General features: G+C 35.7%; 28 protein-coding genes. All 28 read left to right on the top strand.

Features of this window, described 5'->3' with window-relative positions; translation table 11 throughout:
* The 28 genes from fusA to rpsD all read left to right on the top strand — a co-directional run bounded on the left by fusA (position 1) and on the right by rpsD (position 14944).
* Entirely contained in the window at positions 1–2157 is a 2157-nt protein-coding gene (gene fusA / locus ACFFLS_RS18115; protein ID WP_379683523.1) for an elongation factor G, read from the top strand.
* 11 nt (positions 2158–2168) lie between these two features.
* On the top strand, positions 2169–2474 hold the full coding sequence (gene rpsJ / locus ACFFLS_RS18110) for a 30S ribosomal protein S10 (protein ID WP_007803605.1): 306 nt from the start codon (positions 2169–2171) through the stop codon (positions 2472–2474).
* A 405-nt stretch (positions 2475–2879) separates the two neighbouring features.
* Entirely contained in the window at positions 2880–3497 is a 618-nt protein-coding gene (rplC, locus tag ACFFLS_RS18105) for a 50S ribosomal protein L3 (RefSeq protein ID WP_135222812.1), read from the top strand.
* A complete protein-coding gene (gene rplD, locus ACFFLS_RS18100) occupies positions 3497–4126 on the top strand; it encodes a 50S ribosomal protein L4 (RefSeq protein WP_379683522.1) in 630 nt (209 codons plus the stop codon). Before rplC ends, rplD begins: the two co-directional genes overlap by 1 nt.
* A 7-nt stretch (positions 4127–4133) precedes the next feature.
* Complete coding sequence (rplW, locus tag ACFFLS_RS18095) at positions 4134–4424, top strand: 50S ribosomal protein L23 (RefSeq protein ID WP_379683521.1); 291 nt, start codon at positions 4134–4136, stop codon at positions 4422–4424.
* Positions 4425–4433: 9 nt separating this feature from the next.
* Positions 4434–5258, top strand: a complete 825-nt coding sequence (gene rplB / locus ACFFLS_RS18090; protein ID WP_379683520.1) for a 50S ribosomal protein L2 — start codon at positions 4434–4436, stop codon at positions 5256–5258.
* A 6-nt stretch (positions 5259–5264) separates the two neighbouring features.
* A complete protein-coding gene (gene rpsS / locus ACFFLS_RS18085; RefSeq protein WP_008464288.1) occupies positions 5265–5543 on the top strand; it encodes a 30S ribosomal protein S19 in 279 nt (92 codons plus the stop codon).
* A gap of 6 nt (positions 5544–5549) precedes the next feature.
* Positions 5550–5963: a 50S ribosomal protein L22 gene (rplV, locus tag ACFFLS_RS18080; protein ID WP_007803631.1), complete on the top strand. Its 414-nt coding sequence runs from the start codon at positions 5550–5552 to the stop codon at positions 5961–5963.
* A gap of 5 nt (positions 5964–5968) precedes the next feature.
* A complete protein-coding gene (rpsC, locus tag ACFFLS_RS18075; protein WP_008464292.1) occupies positions 5969–6727 on the top strand; it encodes a 30S ribosomal protein S3 in 759 nt (252 codons plus the stop codon).
* Between the two features lie 19 nt (positions 6728–6746).
* The gene (rplP, locus tag ACFFLS_RS18070) at positions 6747–7172 is read left to right on the top strand and encodes a 50S ribosomal protein L16 (protein WP_008464295.1); all 426 of its coding nucleotides are present in this window, start codon (positions 6747–6749) and stop codon (positions 7170–7172) included.
* Between the two features lie 12 nt (positions 7173–7184).
* Positions 7185–7376 carry a 50S ribosomal protein L29 gene (gene rpmC / locus ACFFLS_RS18065; protein ID WP_135222815.1) on the top strand — a complete coding sequence of 64 codons (192 nt, stop codon included), beginning with the start codon at positions 7185–7187 and terminating at the stop codon, positions 7374–7376.
* A 17-nt stretch (positions 7377–7393) separates the two neighbouring features.
* Complete coding sequence (gene rpsQ, locus ACFFLS_RS18060) at positions 7394–7654, top strand: 30S ribosomal protein S17 (protein WP_194140865.1); 261 nt, start codon at positions 7394–7396, stop codon at positions 7652–7654.
* Positions 7655–7656: 2 nt separating this feature from the next.
* Complete coding sequence (rplN, locus tag ACFFLS_RS18055) at positions 7657–8025, top strand: 50S ribosomal protein L14 (RefSeq protein ID WP_007803649.1); 369 nt, start codon at positions 7657–7659, stop codon at positions 8023–8025.
* 11 nt (positions 8026–8036) lie between these two features.
* On the top strand, positions 8037–8351 hold the full coding sequence (gene rplX / locus ACFFLS_RS18050) for a 50S ribosomal protein L24 (RefSeq protein WP_008464300.1): 315 nt from the start codon (positions 8037–8039) through the stop codon (positions 8349–8351).
* Positions 8352–8353: 2 nt separating this feature from the next.
* Entirely contained in the window at positions 8354–8905 is a 552-nt protein-coding gene (gene rplE / locus ACFFLS_RS18045; RefSeq protein WP_379683519.1) for a 50S ribosomal protein L5, read from the top strand.
* A 3-nt stretch (positions 8906–8908) separates the two neighbouring features.
* On the top strand, positions 8909–9178 hold the full coding sequence (rpsN, locus tag ACFFLS_RS18040; protein ID WP_008464305.1) for a 30S ribosomal protein S14: 270 nt from the start codon (positions 8909–8911) through the stop codon (positions 9176–9178).
* A 77-nt stretch (positions 9179–9255) separates the two neighbouring features.
* On the top strand, positions 9256–9654 hold the full coding sequence (rpsH, locus tag ACFFLS_RS18035) for a 30S ribosomal protein S8 (protein WP_008464306.1): 399 nt from the start codon (positions 9256–9258) through the stop codon (positions 9652–9654).
* A gap of 18 nt (positions 9655–9672) precedes the next feature.
* Complete coding sequence (gene rplF, locus ACFFLS_RS18030) at positions 9673–10215, top strand: 50S ribosomal protein L6 (protein ID WP_379683518.1); 543 nt, start codon at positions 9673–9675, stop codon at positions 10213–10215.
* An 11-nt stretch (positions 10216–10226) separates the two neighbouring features.
* Positions 10227–10577: a 50S ribosomal protein L18 gene (rplR, locus tag ACFFLS_RS18025; protein ID WP_379683517.1), complete on the top strand. Its 351-nt coding sequence runs from the start codon at positions 10227–10229 to the stop codon at positions 10575–10577.
* 3 nt (positions 10578–10580) lie between these two features.
* Positions 10581–11105: a 30S ribosomal protein S5 gene (gene rpsE, locus ACFFLS_RS18020; RefSeq protein ID WP_085949269.1), complete on the top strand. Its 525-nt coding sequence runs from the start codon at positions 10581–10583 to the stop codon at positions 11103–11105.
* Between the two features lie 11 nt (positions 11106–11116).
* Entirely contained in the window at positions 11117–11299 is a 183-nt protein-coding gene (rpmD, locus tag ACFFLS_RS18015) for a 50S ribosomal protein L30 (protein ID WP_008464315.1), read from the top strand.
* Positions 11300–11310: 11 nt separating this feature from the next.
* A complete protein-coding gene (gene rplO, locus ACFFLS_RS18010; protein ID WP_091496646.1) occupies positions 11311–11763 on the top strand; it encodes a 50S ribosomal protein L15 in 453 nt (150 codons plus the stop codon).
* Between the two features lie 13 nt (positions 11764–11776).
* Positions 11777–13123 (top strand): preprotein translocase subunit SecY, encoded by a 1347-nt coding sequence (secY, locus tag ACFFLS_RS18005; protein WP_379683516.1) that lies wholly within the window; start codon positions 11777–11779, stop codon positions 13121–13123.
* Positions 13124–13130: 7 nt separating this feature from the next.
* Positions 13131–13346 carry a translation initiation factor IF-1 gene (gene infA, locus ACFFLS_RS18000; RefSeq protein ID WP_007136545.1) on the top strand — a complete coding sequence of 72 codons (216 nt, stop codon included), beginning with the start codon at positions 13131–13133 and terminating at the stop codon, positions 13344–13346.
* 12 nt (positions 13347–13358) lie between these two features.
* On the top strand, positions 13359–13475 hold the full coding sequence (ykgO, locus tag ACFFLS_RS17995) for a type B 50S ribosomal protein L36 (protein ID WP_002987490.1): 117 nt from the start codon (positions 13359–13361) through the stop codon (positions 13473–13475).
* Positions 13476–13477: 2 nt separating this feature from the next.
* A complete protein-coding gene (rpsM, locus tag ACFFLS_RS17990) occupies positions 13478–13852 on the top strand; it encodes a 30S ribosomal protein S13 (RefSeq protein ID WP_026727867.1) in 375 nt (124 codons plus the stop codon).
* An 8-nt stretch (positions 13853–13860) separates the two neighbouring features.
* A complete protein-coding gene (gene rpsK, locus ACFFLS_RS17985; protein WP_026727866.1) occupies positions 13861–14244 on the top strand; it encodes a 30S ribosomal protein S11 in 384 nt (127 codons plus the stop codon).
* A gap of 94 nt (positions 14245–14338) precedes the next feature.
* Positions 14339–14944, top strand: a complete 606-nt coding sequence (gene rpsD / locus ACFFLS_RS17980; protein WP_111364450.1) for a 30S ribosomal protein S4 — start codon at positions 14339–14341, stop codon at positions 14942–14944.
* Positions 14945–14952 lie beyond the last annotated feature (8 nt).

The following is a 14952-nucleotide window of genomic DNA, read 5'->3' as shown; positions in this document are numbered from 1 at the left end:
ATGGCTAGAGATTTAAAATATACAAGAAATATCGGGATTGCTGCTCACATTGATGCTGGTAAAACAACAACTACTGAGCGTATTCTTTTTTATACTGGAAAGTCACATAAAATTGGTGAGGTACACGATGGTGCTGCAACAATGGACTGGATGGCACAAGAGCAAGAAAGAGGTATTACAATTACTTCTGCTGCTACGACTTGTACTTGGAATTTTCCAACGGAGCAAGGTAAAGTTCTTCCAGAATCATTGCCTTACCACTTTAATATTATTGATACTCCTGGACACGTTGACTTTACTGTAGAGGTAAACCGTTCTTTACGTGTACTTGATGGTTTGGTTTTCTTATTTAGTGCTGTTGATGGTGTTGAGCCTCAATCAGAAACTAACTGGAGACTTGCTGATCAGTATAGAGTTCCTCGTATGGGATTCGTAAACAAAATGGACCGTCAAGGTGCTAACTTTTTAGCTGTATGCGGACAGGTTAAAGATATGTTGAAATCGAATGCGGTTGCAATTACTTTGCCTATTGGTGATGAAGCAGATTTTAAAGGTATTGTTGACTTAGTGAAAAATCAAGCTATTGTATGGCATGATGAAACACAAGGGGCTACTTTTGATATCGTTGATATTCCTGCTGATATGGTAGACGAGGTTAGACAATATCGTTCTATTCTTATCGAAGAGATTGCTACTTACGACGAGAATCTTTTAGATAAATACATGGAAGATGAAAACTCTATTACAGAGGAAGAAATCAACAATGCATTAAGGGCTGCTACTATTGATATGGCAATTATCCCAATGCTTGCTGGTTCATCTTTCAAAAACAAAGGTGTTCAGTTTATGTTGGATGCAGTTTGTAAGTATTTACCATCTCCATTAGATAAAGAAGGTATCGAAGGAATTCATCCTGATGATGCTGATTTATTAGAAGAAGACCAAACTAAAATCTTGCGTAAGCCAGATGTTAAGGAGCCATTTGCTGCTTTAGCATTTAAAATTGCTACTGATCCATTCGTAGGTCGTTTGGCTTTCTTCCGTGCTTACTCTGGACGTTTAGATGCTGGTTCTTATGTTTTAAATACTCGTTCTGGTAATAAAGAGAGAATTTCTCGTATTTACCAAATGCACGCTAACAAACAAAATCCAATCGAATTTATTGAGGCTGGAGATATTGGGGCTGCTGTAGGATTTAAAGATATCAAAACTGGAGATACTCTTTGTGATGAAAAGAATCCAATTATCTTGGAATCTATGAAATTCCCAGATCCTGTAATTGGTATTGCTATTGAGCCAAAAACAAAAGCTGACGTTGATAAAATGGGTATGGCTTTAGCTAAATTAGCTGAAGAGGATCCTACGTTTACTGTAAGAACTGACGAGGCTTCAGGACAAACTATTATTTCTGGTATGGGTGAGCTTCACTTGGATATCTTAGTTGACCGTATGAAGCGTGAGTTTAAAGTAGAGGTTAATCAAGGTGAGCCTCAGGTTGAATATAAAGAAGCGTTTACAAAATCTGCTCAACATAGAGAGACTTATAAGAAACAATCTGGAGGTCGTGGTAAATTCGGTGATATCGTGTTTACAATTGAGCCTGCTGATGAGGTTGATGGTAAAGTTCCGGTTGGATTGCAATTTATCAATGCTGTAAAAGGTGGTAACGTTCCTAAAGAATATATCCCTGCTGTTGAAAAAGGATTTAGAGAAGCTATGAAAACAGGTCCGTTAGCTGGATATGCTGTAGATAGTTTGAAAGTTACTTTAACTGATGGATCTTTCCACCCTGTGGATTCTGATGCTCTTTCTTTTGAATTAGCTGCAAGAATGGGGTATAAAGAATCTGGACGTGCTGCTGGAGCTGTTATTCTTGAGCCAATCATGAAAATCGAAGTTATTACTCCAGAAGAAAACATGGGTGATATCGTAGGTGACTTGAATCGTCGTAGAGGTCAGGTGAATGATATGGGTGACAGAAATGGAGCTAAAACTATTAAAGCTGATGTGCCTTTATCTGAAATGTTTGGTTATGTTACAACATTGAGAACATTGTCTTCAGGTAGAGCTACTTCAACAATGGAGTTTTCTCACTATGCAGAAACGCCTTCTAATATTTCAGAAGCGGTAATTAAAAAAGCAAAAGGTAACGCTTAATTCTTAAGAAAATGAGTCAAAAAATCAGAATAAAACTAAAATCTTACGATCACATGTTGGTAGATAAGTCTGCTGAAAAGATTGTAAAAACAGTAAAAACTACTGGTGCGGTTGTAACAGGTCCAATTCCGTTGCCAACTCACAAAAAACTTTTCACTGTGTTGCGTTCTCCGCACGTTAACAAAAAAGCGAGAGAACAATTTGAAGTAATGTCATACAAGAGATTGATTGATATTTATTCATCTTCATCTAAAACTATTGATGCTTTAATGAAACTTGAATTGCCAAGTGGGGTTGAAGTTGAGATAAAAGTATAATTTTTTGTTATATTTTATATAAAAAAAGCGAGGCAGAAATGTCTCGCTTTTTTTGTTTTTGATTGCGGTTTTTTTGTCTTTGGGTTCTTTCTGGTTTTTGTGTTCTTTTTTTTGCGATTCTTTGTAAGGTCCTTTGTTTTAAGGTGGTGGTGGTGTTTTTTGTTGCAGTTTTATTAAGCTATTGTTAAGGGTGAAGTGGTGATTTGGTAAAAAATGCGTTCTGGATTTTGTGGTATGCAGGGATGCTTTTGATAGAGGTTTAATGCTTGGATTTTGATAATGAGCGATTTAATTTTTGTAACTGTTTGGTATATTCATTTTTAATGTCTACTTTTGCACTCCCTGTTTGGAAATTTCTGTTATTTTCAAATTGAAGGGAGATTTAGTAATTAATAATTAATATTTATGTCTGGGTTAATTGGTAAAAAAATCGGCATGACTAGTATTTTTGATGAAAACGGGAAAAACATTCCTTGTACAGTAATCGAAGCTGGACCATGCGTTGTTACCCAAGTCAGAACCAACGAGGTTGACGGGTATGAAGCGTTGCAACTTGGTTTCGATGACAAAAACGAGAAACATTCTACTAAAGCTGCTTTAGGGCACTTTAAAAAAGCTGGAACTGTTGCTAAGAAAAAAGTCGTTGAATTCCAAGATTTTGCAACTGAACAAAAATTAGGGGATCTTATTGATGTTTCTATTTTTGTAGAAGGAGAATTTGTAGACGTGCAAGGTGTGTCTAAAGGTAAAGGTTTCCAGGGTGTTGTTAAACGTCACGGTTTTGGTGGTGTTGGACAAGCTACTCATGGTCAGCACAACCGTTTAAGAGCGCCGGGTTCTGTAGGAGCTTCTTCTTATCCATCTAGAGTATTCAAAGGAATGCGTATGGCTGGAAGAATGGGTGGAGATAATGTAAAAGTACAAAACCTTAGAGTTTTAAAAGTAGTTGCTGAAAAGAACCTACTTGTTGTTAAAGGGTGTATTCCTGGACACAAGAACTCTTACGTAATCATTCAGAAGTAATGGAAGTAAAAGTATTAGATTTCAACGGGAAAGATACTGGTAGAAAAGTGCAACTTTCAGATTCAGTATTCGCAATTGAACCAAATAATCACGCTGTATATCTTGATGTTAAGCAATATCTTGCTAATCAAAGACAAGGTACTCACAAGGCTAAAGAAAGAGCTGAAGTGACTGGAAGTACGCGTAAGATTAAAAAACAAAAAGGTACGGGTACGGCTCGTGCGGGAAGTGTTAAAAATCCTTTGTTTAAAGGAGGAGGAACAGTTTTCGGGCCAAGACCAAGAAGTTATTCATTTAAATTGAATAAAGGATTAAAGAGATTGGCTAGAAAATCTGCTTTTTCAATCAAAGCAAAAGAGTCGAATATTATCGTTCTTGAAGATTTTAATTTTGATGTTCCGAACACTAAAAATTTCATTAACGTTTTGAGAGCTTTAGGGTTAGAAAATAAAAAATCTCTATTTGTATTGGGTGAGTCAAATAAAAATGTATATTTGTCGTCACGTAATTTAAAGGCTTCTAATGTCGTAACTAGCTCAGAATTAAGCACTTACGCAATTTTAAACACTAATAATTTAGTGCTTTTGGAAGGTTCTTTGGAGTTAATTGAAGAAAATTTAAGCAAATAATAGGAGTATGAGTATCATAATTAGACCTATAGTAACAGAAAAAGTAACCAAAGAAAGTGAAGTTTTAAACCGCTTTGGATTCATTGTTGACAGAAAAGCAAATAAAATCGAAATTAAGAAAGCTGTTGAAGCTACTTATGGAGTGACTATTGTTTCAGTTAACACTATGAATGTGAGACCGGATAGAACTACAAAATACACTAAAAGTGGTTTAATCAGTGGAAAGACAAATGCTGTTAAAAAAGCTTTTGTACAAGTACAAGAAGGAGAAACAATTGATTTTTACAACAATATCTAAGATAGAAAAATGTCAGTAAGAAAATTAAAACCTATTACCCCGGGTCAGCGATTTAGAGTTGTGAATGGTTATGACGCTATTACAACTGATAAGCCGGAACGCTCTTTGATAGCGCCGATAAAAAACTCAGGAGGTAGAAATAGTCAAGGAAAGATGACCATGCGTTATACGGGTGGTGGTCACAAGCAGAGATATCGTATCATCGATTTCAAAAGAACTAAAGTTGGAATTCCAGCTACAGTGAAATCAATCGAATACGATCCAAATCGTACTGCATTTATCGCTTTATTAGCTTATGCTGATGGAGAGAAAACTTATATTATCGCTCAAAACGGATTGAAAGTGGGTCAGAAATTAGTTTCTGGACCAGAATCTCAACCAGAGATTGGTAATACTTTACCTTTAAGCAGAATTCCTCTTGGAACTGTTATATCTTGTATTGAGTTACGTCCAGGACAAGGAGCGGTTATTGCTCGTTCAGCTGGAACTTTTGCTCAGTTAATGGCAAGAGACGGGAAATATGCAACAATTAAAATGCCTTCTGGTGAGACGAGATTAATCTTGTTGACTTGTTCGGCTACAATTGGAGCTGTTTCTAACTCTGACCACCAATTAGTTGTATCTGGAAAAGCAGGTAGAACAAGATGGTTAGGAAGAAGACCTAGAACTAGACCAGTAGCGATGAACCCAGTTGATCACCCTATGGGAGGTGGTGAAGGACGTTCTTCTGGAGGGCATCCACGTTCAAGAAAAGGATTGCCAGCTAAAGGTTACAGAACTCGTTCTAAGAAAAACCCGAGTAACAAGTATATCGTAGAACGTAGAAAGAAATAATAAGATATGGCACGTTCATTAAAAAAAGGACCTTTTGTTCATTATAAATTAGATAAGAAAGTTCAAGAAAACGTAGAGAGTGGTAAAAATGCAGTTGTTAAGACTTGGTCTAGAGCTTCAATGATTACTCCAGATTTCGTTGGACAAACTATCGCAGTTCATAACGGTCGTCAATTTGTACCAGTTTACGTAACAGAAAACATGGTAGGTCACAAATTAGGAGAGTTTTCACCAACTAGATCTTTTAGAGGTCATGCTGGAGCAAAAAATAAAGGTAAAAAATAAGAAGCAATGGGAGTTCGTAAAAGAGAAACAGCAGATGCGAGAAAAGAGGCTAACAAGTCTATTGCTTTCGCAAAATTGAATAACTGCCCTACTTCACCTAGAAAAATGCGCTTAGTAGCGGACTTGGTAAGAGGTCAGAAGGTAGAAAGAGCACTTAACATTTTAAGATTCAGTTCTAAAGAAGCTTCAAGAAAATTAGAAAAACTATTATTATCTGCAATCAACAACTGGGAGCAGAAAAATAGTGAAGGTAATTTAGAAGAAGCTGGATTATTTGTTAAAGAGATCAGAGTAGATGGTGGAATGATGTTAAAAAGACTTCGTCCAGCTCCACAAGGTCGTGCACACAGAATAAGAAAACGTTCTAACCACGTAACAATCGTGCTTGGAGCTATCAATAACACACAAAGCAATTCTTAAGCAGCATGGGACAAAAGACAAATCCAATTGGAAATAGACTTGGTATCATCAGAGGATGGGACTCAAACTGGTACGGTGGAAATGATTACGGCGATAAATTGGCTGAAGATCACAAAATCAGAAAGTATATCCATGCTCGTTTATCAAAAGCTAGTGTATCTAAAGTAATCATCGAGAGAACTTTAAAGCTTGTAACCGTTACTATCACTACTGCTAGACCTGGTATCATTATCGGAAAAGGTGGACAAGAGGTAGACAAGTTAAAAGAGGAACTTAAGAAAGTTACTGATAAAGAGGTTCAAATTAACATCTTTGAAATTAAAAGACCTGAGTTAGATGCTTATCTTGTGGCGACAAGCATCGCTCGTCAAATCGAAAGCCGTATTTCTTACAGACGTGCAATCAAAATGGCTATTGCTGCTTCTATGCGTATGAACGCAGAAGGTATCAAAGTTTTGATTTCTGGTCGTTTGAATGGTGCTGAGATGGCACGTTCAGAAGGTTTCAAAGAAGGTAGAATTCCTCTATCAACTTTCAGAGCAGACATCGATTATGCTCTTGCTGAAGCTCATACTACTTATGGTAGAATGGGTATCAAAGTATGGATCATGAAAGGTGAAGTTTACGGTAAGAGAGAGCTTTCTCCACTTGCTGGAATGGACAAAAAACAGTCTGGTACAGGCGGAGGTAAAGGTGGGGATGCTCCTAGAGGCAAATCTAACTTTAACAAAGGCGGAAAACCGGATGCTCGTAAAAGAAAGTAAATTTTTAAACTAAAGAAAAATGTTACAGCCTAAAAGAACAAAATACCGTAAGGTACAAAAAGGTAGAATGAAAGGTAACTCTCAAAGAGGGCACGAGCTTTCAAATGGAATGTTTGGTATTAAATCTGTACATGAAGATGGAATGTTCTTAACTTCTCGTCAAATCGAAGCTGCACGTATCGCTGCAACTCGTTACATGAAAAGAGAGGGACAATTATGGATTAAAATATTTCCAGACAAACCTATTACTAAGAAGCCTCTTGAAGTACGTATGGGTAAAGGTAAAGGAGCAGTTGAATATTGGGCTGCTGTTGTTAAACCAGGAAGAATTATGTTTGAAGTTGGAGGAGTTCCGTTATCAGTTGCAAAAGAGGCTTTACGTCTTGCAGCTCAGAAGCTTCCAGTAAAAACTAAGTTCGTCGTTGCTAGAGATTTCGAAGCATAATTTATATTTATTATGAAACAATCAGAAATAAAAGATCTTTCTGCAGCGGAGTTGCAAGAAAAACTTAGTCAAACTAAGAAAGTATATGCTGACCTAAAAATGGCTCATGCTATTTCTCCAATTGCAAATCCACTTCAAATTAGAAGTTTGAGAAGAACAGTTGCAAGATTAGCTACAGAGTTAACTAAAAGAGAGTTACAATAATTGTATTCTGCTGAAAGATGGAAGAAAAAAGAAATTTAAGAAAAGAAAGAATAGGTGTTGTTACTTCAAATAAGATGGATAAATCTATCGTTATTGCTGAAGTAAGAAAAGTAAAACACCCATTATACGGTAAGTTCGTGTTAAAAACTAAAAAATACGTTGCACACGACGAAAAAAACGACTGTAACATTGGAGATACTGTAAGAATCAGCGAAACGCGTCCTTTAAGTAAAACAAAATGTTGGAGATTAGTTGAAATCTTAGAAAGAGCTAAATAATTATGGTACAACAAGAATCAAGACTAAAAGTAGCAGATAACACGGGAGCTAAAGAAGTTTTAACTATTCGTGTTTTAGGAGGTACTAAAAGAAGATATGCCTCTGTTGGTGACAAAATTGTAGTTTCTATCAAAGATGCAACTCCAAACGGAAACGTAAAAAAAGGAGCTGTTTCAACTGCAGTTGTTGTACGTACCAAAAAAGAAGTGAGAAGAGCTGATGGTTCTTATATCCGTTTCGATGACAATGCATGTGTTCTTTTGAATGCAGCAGGAGAAATGAGAGGGACACGTGTTTTTGGTCCGGTAGCAAGAGAACTTCGTGAAAAACAATTCATGAAAATTGTATCATTAGCACCAGAAGTGCTTTAATTCGTTTTAAGATGATAAAGCTAAAAATAAAATCAGGAGATATCGTAAGAGTTATTGCTGGAGACCATAAAGGTGCTGAAGGTAAAGTTTTACGTGTTTACCGTGAGAAAAACAAAGCGATAGTTGAAGGTGTAAACTTGGTTTCTAAACACACTAAGCCAAGTGCTAAAAACCCTCAAGGTGGTATCGTTAAGAAAGAAGCTTCTATTCAAATTTCTAACATTGCTTTAATTGATCCTAAAACTAAGGAAACAACTAGAGTAGGTATCAGAGTAGAAGGAGATAAGAAAGTAAGATTTTCAAAAAAATCTAATCAAGTACTATAGTAATGGCATATACACCTAGACTAAAAGAAGAATATAAGAGTAGAGTGATTTCTGCTCTTAGAGAGGAATTCGGATATACAAACGTGATGCAAGTTCCTAAATTGGAAAAAATCGTTTTGAGCCGTGGAGTTGGTGCAGCTGTATCTGATAAAAAACTTATTGATTATGCAGTTGATGAGTTAACAAAGATCACTGGACAAAAAGCAGTAGCTACTATTTCTAAGAAAGACGTTGCTTCTTTCAAATTAAGAAAAGGAATGCCTATTGGAGCAAAAGTTACTTTACGTGGAGAAAGAATGTATGAGTTTTTAGATAGACTTATTACTTCTTCTTTACCACGTGTTAGAGATTTTAGTGGTATTAAAGCTACTGGTTTCGACGGAAGAGGTAACTACAATCTTGGAGTTTTAGAGCAAATCATTTTCCCAGAAATTGATATTGACAAAGTAAACAAAATTTCAGGAATGGATATTACATTTGTTACTACTGCAAAAACAGACAAGGAAGCAAAGTCATTATTGGCTGAATTAGGATTACCTTTTAAAAAGAATTAAGACATGGCTAAAGAATCAATGAAAGCCCGCGAGGTGAAAAGAGAAAAAACGGTAGCTAAGTATGCTGAAAAGAGAAAAGCTTTATTAGAAGCTGGAGACTATGAAGGTTTACAAAGATTACCAAAAAACGCTTCACCTGTTCGTTTGCACAACCGTTGTAAATTGACTGGAAGACCAAGAGGTTATATCCGTCAATTCGGAATTTCACGTGTAACTTTCCGTGAGATGGCAAACAATGGATTAATTCCAGGTGTGAAAAAAGCAAGCTGGTAATTTAAAAAAGTTTATAAATTGATTAAAGGTTCAGGAAGCGGGTGCTTCCTGAAAACCATAATCGCAATCAAATACATATGTATACAGATCCTATTGCAGATTATTTGACTAGAGTTCGTAACGCTGTGGCTGCAAACCACAAAGTTGTTGAAATTCCAGCTTCTAATCTAAAAAAAGAAATAACTAAGATCTTATTTGATCAAGGTTATATCTTAAGTTACAAATTTGAGCAGAACACAGTTCAAGGTTCTATCAAAATTGCTTTAAAGTATGATAAAGATACTAAAGAGCCTGTAATTAAAGATATCCAGAGAATTAGTAAACCTGGTTTACGTAAGTACGCAGGTGCTGCCAAATTACCAAGAATCCTTAATGGGTTAGGAATTGCTATTGTTTCTACATCAAAAGGTTTGATGACTGGAAAACAAGCTAAGCAGTTAAATGTAGGTGGTGAAGTAATTTGTTACGTATACTAATTTTAAACACTAGATAAGATGTCAAGAATAGGTAAAAGCCCAATTGTAATCCCTGCTGGTGTAACTGTAGAAGTTAAAGACGGTATTATTACAGTAAAAGGAAAAAAAGGTCAACTAGTTCAGGAGTTTTCGGACGTAAATGTAACTGTTGAAGGTGATCAGGTTTTAGTTGAAAGATCATCTGACCATAAAGACCACAGAGCAAAACACGGATTATTCAGATCTTTGATCAGTAATATGGTTGTTGGTGTTTCTGAAGGTTTCACAAAAGAACTAGAATTAGTTGGAGTTGGTTATAGAGCTTCAAACCAAGGTCAAAAATTAGATTTAGCTCTTGGATATTCTCACAATATTGTTTTAGAGATTGCTCCTGAAGTAGCTTTAGAAACAGTATCTGAAAAAGGTAAGAACCCAATCGTAAAATTAACATCATTTGATAAACAACTTTTAGGACAAGTTGCTGCGAAAATCAGAAGTTTCCGTAAGCCAGAGCCATATAAAGGAAAAGGTGTTAAATTTGTGGGTGAAGTATTAAGAAGAAAAGCAGGTAAATCAGCTTAAAATATAAGATTATGTCATTAACAAAATCTGAAAGAAGACAGAGAATTAAATTCAGAATTAGAAAATCGGTTAGTGGTTCTGCTGCAAGACCTAGACTTTCTGTTTTTAGAAGTAATAAAGAAATTTACGCTCAACTTATTGATGATGTAAATGGAGTTACTATATTAGCTGCATCTTCAAGAGAAAAAGAAATAGGAAAAGGTACTAACGTTGAAATCGCTGCTGCTGTTGGAAAATTAGTTGCAGAGAAAGCGTTACAAGCTGGGATTGATACCATCACTTTCGACAGAGGTGGATATTTGTATCACGGTCGTATTAAATCATTAGCAGAAGGCGCAAGAGCCGCTGGACTTAAATTCTAATATATTATGTCTAAATACAAAAATGTAGAATTGGTAAAACCTAGTGGTCTTGAATTAAAAGATCGTCTAGTTAGTGTTAATCGTGTTACTAAAGTTACAAAAGGAGGTAGAGCTTTTGGTTTTTCTGCTATTGTAGTTGTAGGTGATGAAAATGGAGTAGTTGGTCACGGATTAGGAAAATCTAAAGACGTTTCTGAAGCAATTGCGAAAGCAGTAGAAGATGCTAAGAAAAACTTGGTAAGAATTCCTTTGAACGGACAATCTGTTCCTCACGAACAAAAAGGTAAATTTGGTGGTGCACGTGTATTCTTAATTCCTGCCTCTCATGGTACTGGAGTTATTGCTGGTGGAGCTGTTCGTTCGGTTCTTGAGTCAGTAGGTATTCACGATGTATTGTCTAAATCTCAAGGATCATCAAATCCACATAACGTAGTAAAAGCAACTTTTGATGCTTTATTGCAAATGAGAAGCGCTCACACTGTTGCAAAACAAAGAGGTGTTTCTTTAGAGAAAGTTTTTAAAGGTTAATTCAGGAAATTATGGCTAAATTATTAGTAAAACAAGTAAGAAGCAAAATCAACTGTCCTCTTTCTCAAAAGAGAGGGTTGGAAGCTTTAGGTCTACGTAAAATTGGACAAGTTGTGGAGCATGAGTCAAATCCTGCTATCCTTGGGATGATAAACAAAGTTAAACACTTAGTTTCTGTAGAAGAAGCTAAATAACAAATACTGTTATGAATTTAAGTAACTTACAACCTGCTGAAGGATCTACACACAATCAAAACAAAAGATTAGGTAGAGGAGAAGGTTCTGGAAAAGGTGGTACCGCTGCGCGTGGACACAAAGGAGCTAAATCTCGTTCTGGTTATTCTAAAAAGATTGGTTTTGAAGGAGGGCAAATGCCACTTCAAAGACGTGTGCCTAAGTTTGGTTTCAAAAACATCAATCGTAAAGAATACGAAGGTGTTAATTTAGATACTCTTCAATTATTAGTTGATAACGGTGTAATTACTGATTCTGTTTCAATGACAGATTTCGTAGCAAATCGTCTAGCTTCTAAAAATGAAATCGTTAAGATTTTAGGTAGAGGAGAATTGAAAGCAAAATTAAAAGTAACTGCCCACAAATTTACTGCTACTGCAAAAGCGGCTATTGAAGCTGCAGGTGGAGAAGCTGTAACTATATAACTTATCTATTAAGATGAAGAAATTTATTGAATCAATAAGTAATGTTTGGAAAATCGAAGAACTAAAAAATAGAATCTTAATTACATTAGGATTACTTTTAGTATATCGTTTTGGAGCACACGTTACGCTTCCTGGAATTGACGCAACGCAATTGACTGGTTTAGCGGGACAAACTAAAAATGGTCTAGGATCTATTCTAGACATGTTCACCGGGGGTGCTTTCTCTAAGGCTTCAGTTTTTGCCTTAGGTATCATGCCTTATATTTCTGCGTCTATTGTTGTTCAGTTGATGGGGATTGCGATTCCATATTTACAAAAACTTCAAAATGATGGAGAAAGTGGTAGAAAAAAGATTAATCAAATCACTCGCTGGTTGACAATCGCTATCACATTGGTTCAAGGTCCAACTTATATCTATAATTTATACAGAACACTGCCTAGTAATGCATTTTTGCTGGGCTTTGATTCTCCTGAGTTTTTATTCTCGTCAGTGATAATTTTAGTAACTGGTACTATTTTTGCTATGTGGCTTGGAGAAAAAATTACGGATAAAGGTATCGGTAACGGAATTTCATTATTAATTATGGTTGGTATTTTAGCTCGTTTGCCACAAGCTTTTATTCAAGAGTTTACAACAAGAGTTACCAACAACAATGGAGGACCAATGTTATTAGTTATTGAAATTATTGTGTGGTTATTAGTGATCATTTCTTGTGTGTTGCTTACAATGGCAGTACGCAGAATTCCGGTACAATACGCTCGTCGTACAACAACTGGAGATTATGAGCAAGATTTGGCTGGTGGTAATAGACAATGGATTCCTCTTAAGCTAAATGCTTCTGGGGTTATGCCAATCATCTTTGCTCAGGCAATTATGTTTATTCCTGCTGCAGTAGCTGGATTGTCTAAATCAGATACATCACAATCTATTGTTGGTACATTTAGTAATATGTTTGGTTTCTGGTATAATTTTGTTTTTGCAACTTTAATTATTGTATTTACATTTTTCTACACTGCAATCACTGTACCTACTAACAAAATGGCCGATGATTTAAAGAGAAGCGGTGGTTTTATACCAGGAGTACGTCCTGGAGCAGAAACTTCTGACTTCCTTGATAAAGTGATGTCTTTAATAACTTTCCCAGGATCTTTATTCCTTGCTTTGATTGCTGTGTTCCCAGCTATTGTTGTAAGTATTATGGATGTACAACAATCTTGGGCAATGTTTTTTGGAGGTACCTCATTAATAATTATGGTTGGTGTTGCGATAGATACTATTCAACAAATCAATTCATACTTGTTAAACAAACATTATGATGGTTTAATGAAGACTGGTAAAAATAGAAAAGCAGTAGCTTAATATATTTATGGCAAAACAATCAGCAATAGAACAAGACGGATCAATCATCGAAGCATTATCTAATGCGATGTTCCGTGTAGAGTTAGAAAATGGACATATTGTAATTGCTCATATTTCTGGTAAAATGCGTATGCATTACATCAAATTATTACCTGGTGATAAAGTGAAACTGGAAATGAGTCCTTACGATTTGTCAAAAGCAAGAATTACTTATCGATATTAAAGGATATTCAATATGAAAGTTAGAGCATCAGTAAAAAAGAGAAGCGCCGAGTGCATTATCGTGCGTAGAAAAGGGAGATTGTACGTAATAAACAAAAAGAATCCTAGATTTAAACAAAGACAAGGATAATTATGGCAAGAATAGCAGGGGTAGATATCCCAAAAAACAAGAGAGGTGTTATAGCACTTACCTATATCTTCGGATTAGGAAAAAGTAGAGCTATTGAGATTTTAGAAAAAGCTCAAGTTAGCCAGGATAAAAAAGTTCAAGATTGGAATGACGATGAAATCGGTGCAATTCGTGATGCTGTTTCATTTTACAAAATTGAAGGAGAATTACGTTCTGAAATTTCTTTAAACATTAAACGTTTAATGGATATTGGATGTTACAGAGGTATTCGTCACAGATCTGGTCTTCCTTTAAGAGGGCAAAGAACTAAAAACAACTCTAGAACAAGAAAAGGTAAAAGAAAAACTGTTGCTAACAAGAAAAAAGCAACTAAATAATAAGTAATATGGCTAAAGCAACTGCAAAAAAACGTAAAGTTATCGTTGAATCAACGGGTGAGGCTCATATTTCTGCCACTTTCAACAACATTATCATTTCTTTGACTAATAAAAAAGGTGAAGTTATTTCTTGGTCTTCAGCTGGTAAAATGGGTTTCAGAGGTTCTAAAAAGAACACTCCTTATGCAGCTCAGATGGCAGCAGAAGATTGTGCTAAAGTAGCACTAGAGGCAGGACTTAAAAAAGTGAAAGTTTATGTAAAAGGACCAGGTAACGGACGTGAGTCTGCTATCCGTTCTATTCATAACGGAGGAATTGAAGTTACAGAAATCATTGATGTTACTCCAATGCCTCACAACGGATGTCGTCCTCCAAAAAGACGTAGAGTTTAATTTTTTTTATTATTTATAGTATAAACAAGGTAGAACATAGATTATCGAAGGATTAGACCTGAATTCATAATTTCTACCTTTAATTTTTTTTAAAATGGCAAGATATACTGGTCCTAAAACCAAAATCGCTCGTAAATTCGGCGAAGCAATCTTCGGAGATGATAGATCTTTCGAAAAAAGAAATTACCCACCTGGACAACACGGGATGGCTAAAAAAAGAGGAAAAAAATCTGAGTACGCTGTTCAGTTAATGGAAAAGCAAAAAGCTAAATATTCTTATGGAATTTTAGAAAAACAATTCAGAAATTTATTCGAAAAAGCATCAGCGACTAAAGGAGTAACTGGTGAAGTTTTATTACAATTATGCGAAGCAAGATTAGATAATGTTGTTTTTAGAATGGGAATTGCTCCATCTAGAAGAGGTGCGCGTCAAATCGTTTCTCACAGACACATTACTGTAAATGGAGAAGTTGTAAATATTCCTTCTTACCACCTTAAGCCTGGTGATAAAGTTGCAGTTCGTGAAAAATCTAAATCTTTAGAAGCTATCGAACGTTCTTTATCAAATTCAAGTCATGTTTATGAATGGATTACTTGGAACAATGATCTTAAAGAAGGAACTTTCGTTTCTGTACCTGCAAGACTTCAAATTCCAGAAAACATTAAAGAACAATTAATCGTAGAGTTGTACAACAAATAATAATTGAC

It is taken from the genome of Flavobacterium procerum (genome assembly GCF_042431625.1).
Lineage (GTDB): Bacteria > Bacteroidota > Bacteroidia > Flavobacteriales > Flavobacteriaceae > Flavobacterium > Flavobacterium procerum.
The sequence above is the reverse complement of the archived record's forward strand: the minus strand, read 5'-3'. Positions and strand labels throughout refer to the sequence as shown.

Bases quoted from the DNA above. Each gene is read 5' to 3' on its own strand.
- fusA (WP_379683523.1), top strand. From the start codon at position 1: ATGGCTAGAGATTTAAAATATACAAGAAATATCGGGATTGCTGCTCAC.
- rpsJ (WP_007803605.1), top strand. From the start codon at position 2,169: ATGAGTCAAAAAATCAGAATAAAACTAAAATCTTACGATCACATGTTG.
- rplC (WP_135222812.1), top strand. From the start codon at position 2,880: ATGTCTGGGTTAATTGGTAAAAAAATCGGCATGACTAGTATTTTTGAT.
- rplD (WP_379683522.1), top strand. From the start codon at position 3,497: ATGGAAGTAAAAGTATTAGATTTCAACGGGAAAGATACTGGTAGAAAA.
- rplW (WP_379683521.1), top strand. From the start codon at position 4,134: ATGAGTATCATAATTAGACCTATAGTAACAGAAAAAGTAACCAAAGAA.
- rplB (WP_379683520.1), top strand. From the start codon at position 4,434: ATGTCAGTAAGAAAATTAAAACCTATTACCCCGGGTCAGCGATTTAGA.
- rpsS (WP_008464288.1), top strand. From the start codon at position 5,265: ATGGCACGTTCATTAAAAAAAGGACCTTTTGTTCATTATAAATTAGAT.
- rplV (WP_007803631.1), top strand. From the start codon at position 5,550: ATGGGAGTTCGTAAAAGAGAAACAGCAGATGCGAGAAAAGAGGCTAAC.
- rpsC (WP_008464292.1), top strand. From the start codon at position 5,969: ATGGGACAAAAGACAAATCCAATTGGAAATAGACTTGGTATCATCAGA.
- rplP (WP_008464295.1), top strand. From the start codon at position 6,747: ATGTTACAGCCTAAAAGAACAAAATACCGTAAGGTACAAAAAGGTAGA.
- rpmC (WP_135222815.1), top strand. From the start codon at position 7,185: ATGAAACAATCAGAAATAAAAGATCTTTCTGCAGCGGAGTTGCAAGAA.
- rpsQ (WP_194140865.1), top strand. From the start codon at position 7,394: ATGGAAGAAAAAAGAAATTTAAGAAAAGAAAGAATAGGTGTTGTTACT.
- rplN (WP_007803649.1), top strand. From the start codon at position 7,657: ATGGTACAACAAGAATCAAGACTAAAAGTAGCAGATAACACGGGAGCT.
- rplX (WP_008464300.1), top strand. From the start codon at position 8,037: ATGATAAAGCTAAAAATAAAATCAGGAGATATCGTAAGAGTTATTGCT.
- rplE (WP_379683519.1), top strand. From the start codon at position 8,354: ATGGCATATACACCTAGACTAAAAGAAGAATATAAGAGTAGAGTGATT.
- rpsN (WP_008464305.1), top strand. From the start codon at position 8,909: ATGGCTAAAGAATCAATGAAAGCCCGCGAGGTGAAAAGAGAAAAAACG.
- rpsH (WP_008464306.1), top strand. From the start codon at position 9,256: ATGTATACAGATCCTATTGCAGATTATTTGACTAGAGTTCGTAACGCT.
- rplF (WP_379683518.1), top strand. From the start codon at position 9,673: ATGTCAAGAATAGGTAAAAGCCCAATTGTAATCCCTGCTGGTGTAACT.
- rplR (WP_379683517.1), top strand. From the start codon at position 10,227: ATGTCATTAACAAAATCTGAAAGAAGACAGAGAATTAAATTCAGAATT.
- rpmD (WP_008464315.1), top strand. From the start codon at position 11,117: ATGGCTAAATTATTAGTAAAACAAGTAAGAAGCAAAATCAACTGTCCT.
- rplO (WP_091496646.1), top strand. From the start codon at position 11,311: ATGAATTTAAGTAACTTACAACCTGCTGAAGGATCTACACACAATCAA.
- secY (WP_379683516.1), top strand. From the start codon at position 11,777: ATGAAGAAATTTATTGAATCAATAAGTAATGTTTGGAAAATCGAAGAA.
- infA (WP_007136545.1), top strand. From the start codon at position 13,131: ATGGCAAAACAATCAGCAATAGAACAAGACGGATCAATCATCGAAGCA.
- ykgO (WP_002987490.1), top strand. From the start codon at position 13,359: ATGAAAGTTAGAGCATCAGTAAAAAAGAGAAGCGCCGAGTGCATTATC.
- rpsM (WP_026727867.1), top strand. From the start codon at position 13,478: ATGGCAAGAATAGCAGGGGTAGATATCCCAAAAAACAAGAGAGGTGTT.
- rpsK (WP_026727866.1), top strand. From the start codon at position 13,861: ATGGCTAAAGCAACTGCAAAAAAACGTAAAGTTATCGTTGAATCAACG.
- rpsD (WP_111364450.1), top strand. From the start codon at position 14,339: ATGGCAAGATATACTGGTCCTAAAACCAAAATCGCTCGTAAATTCGGC.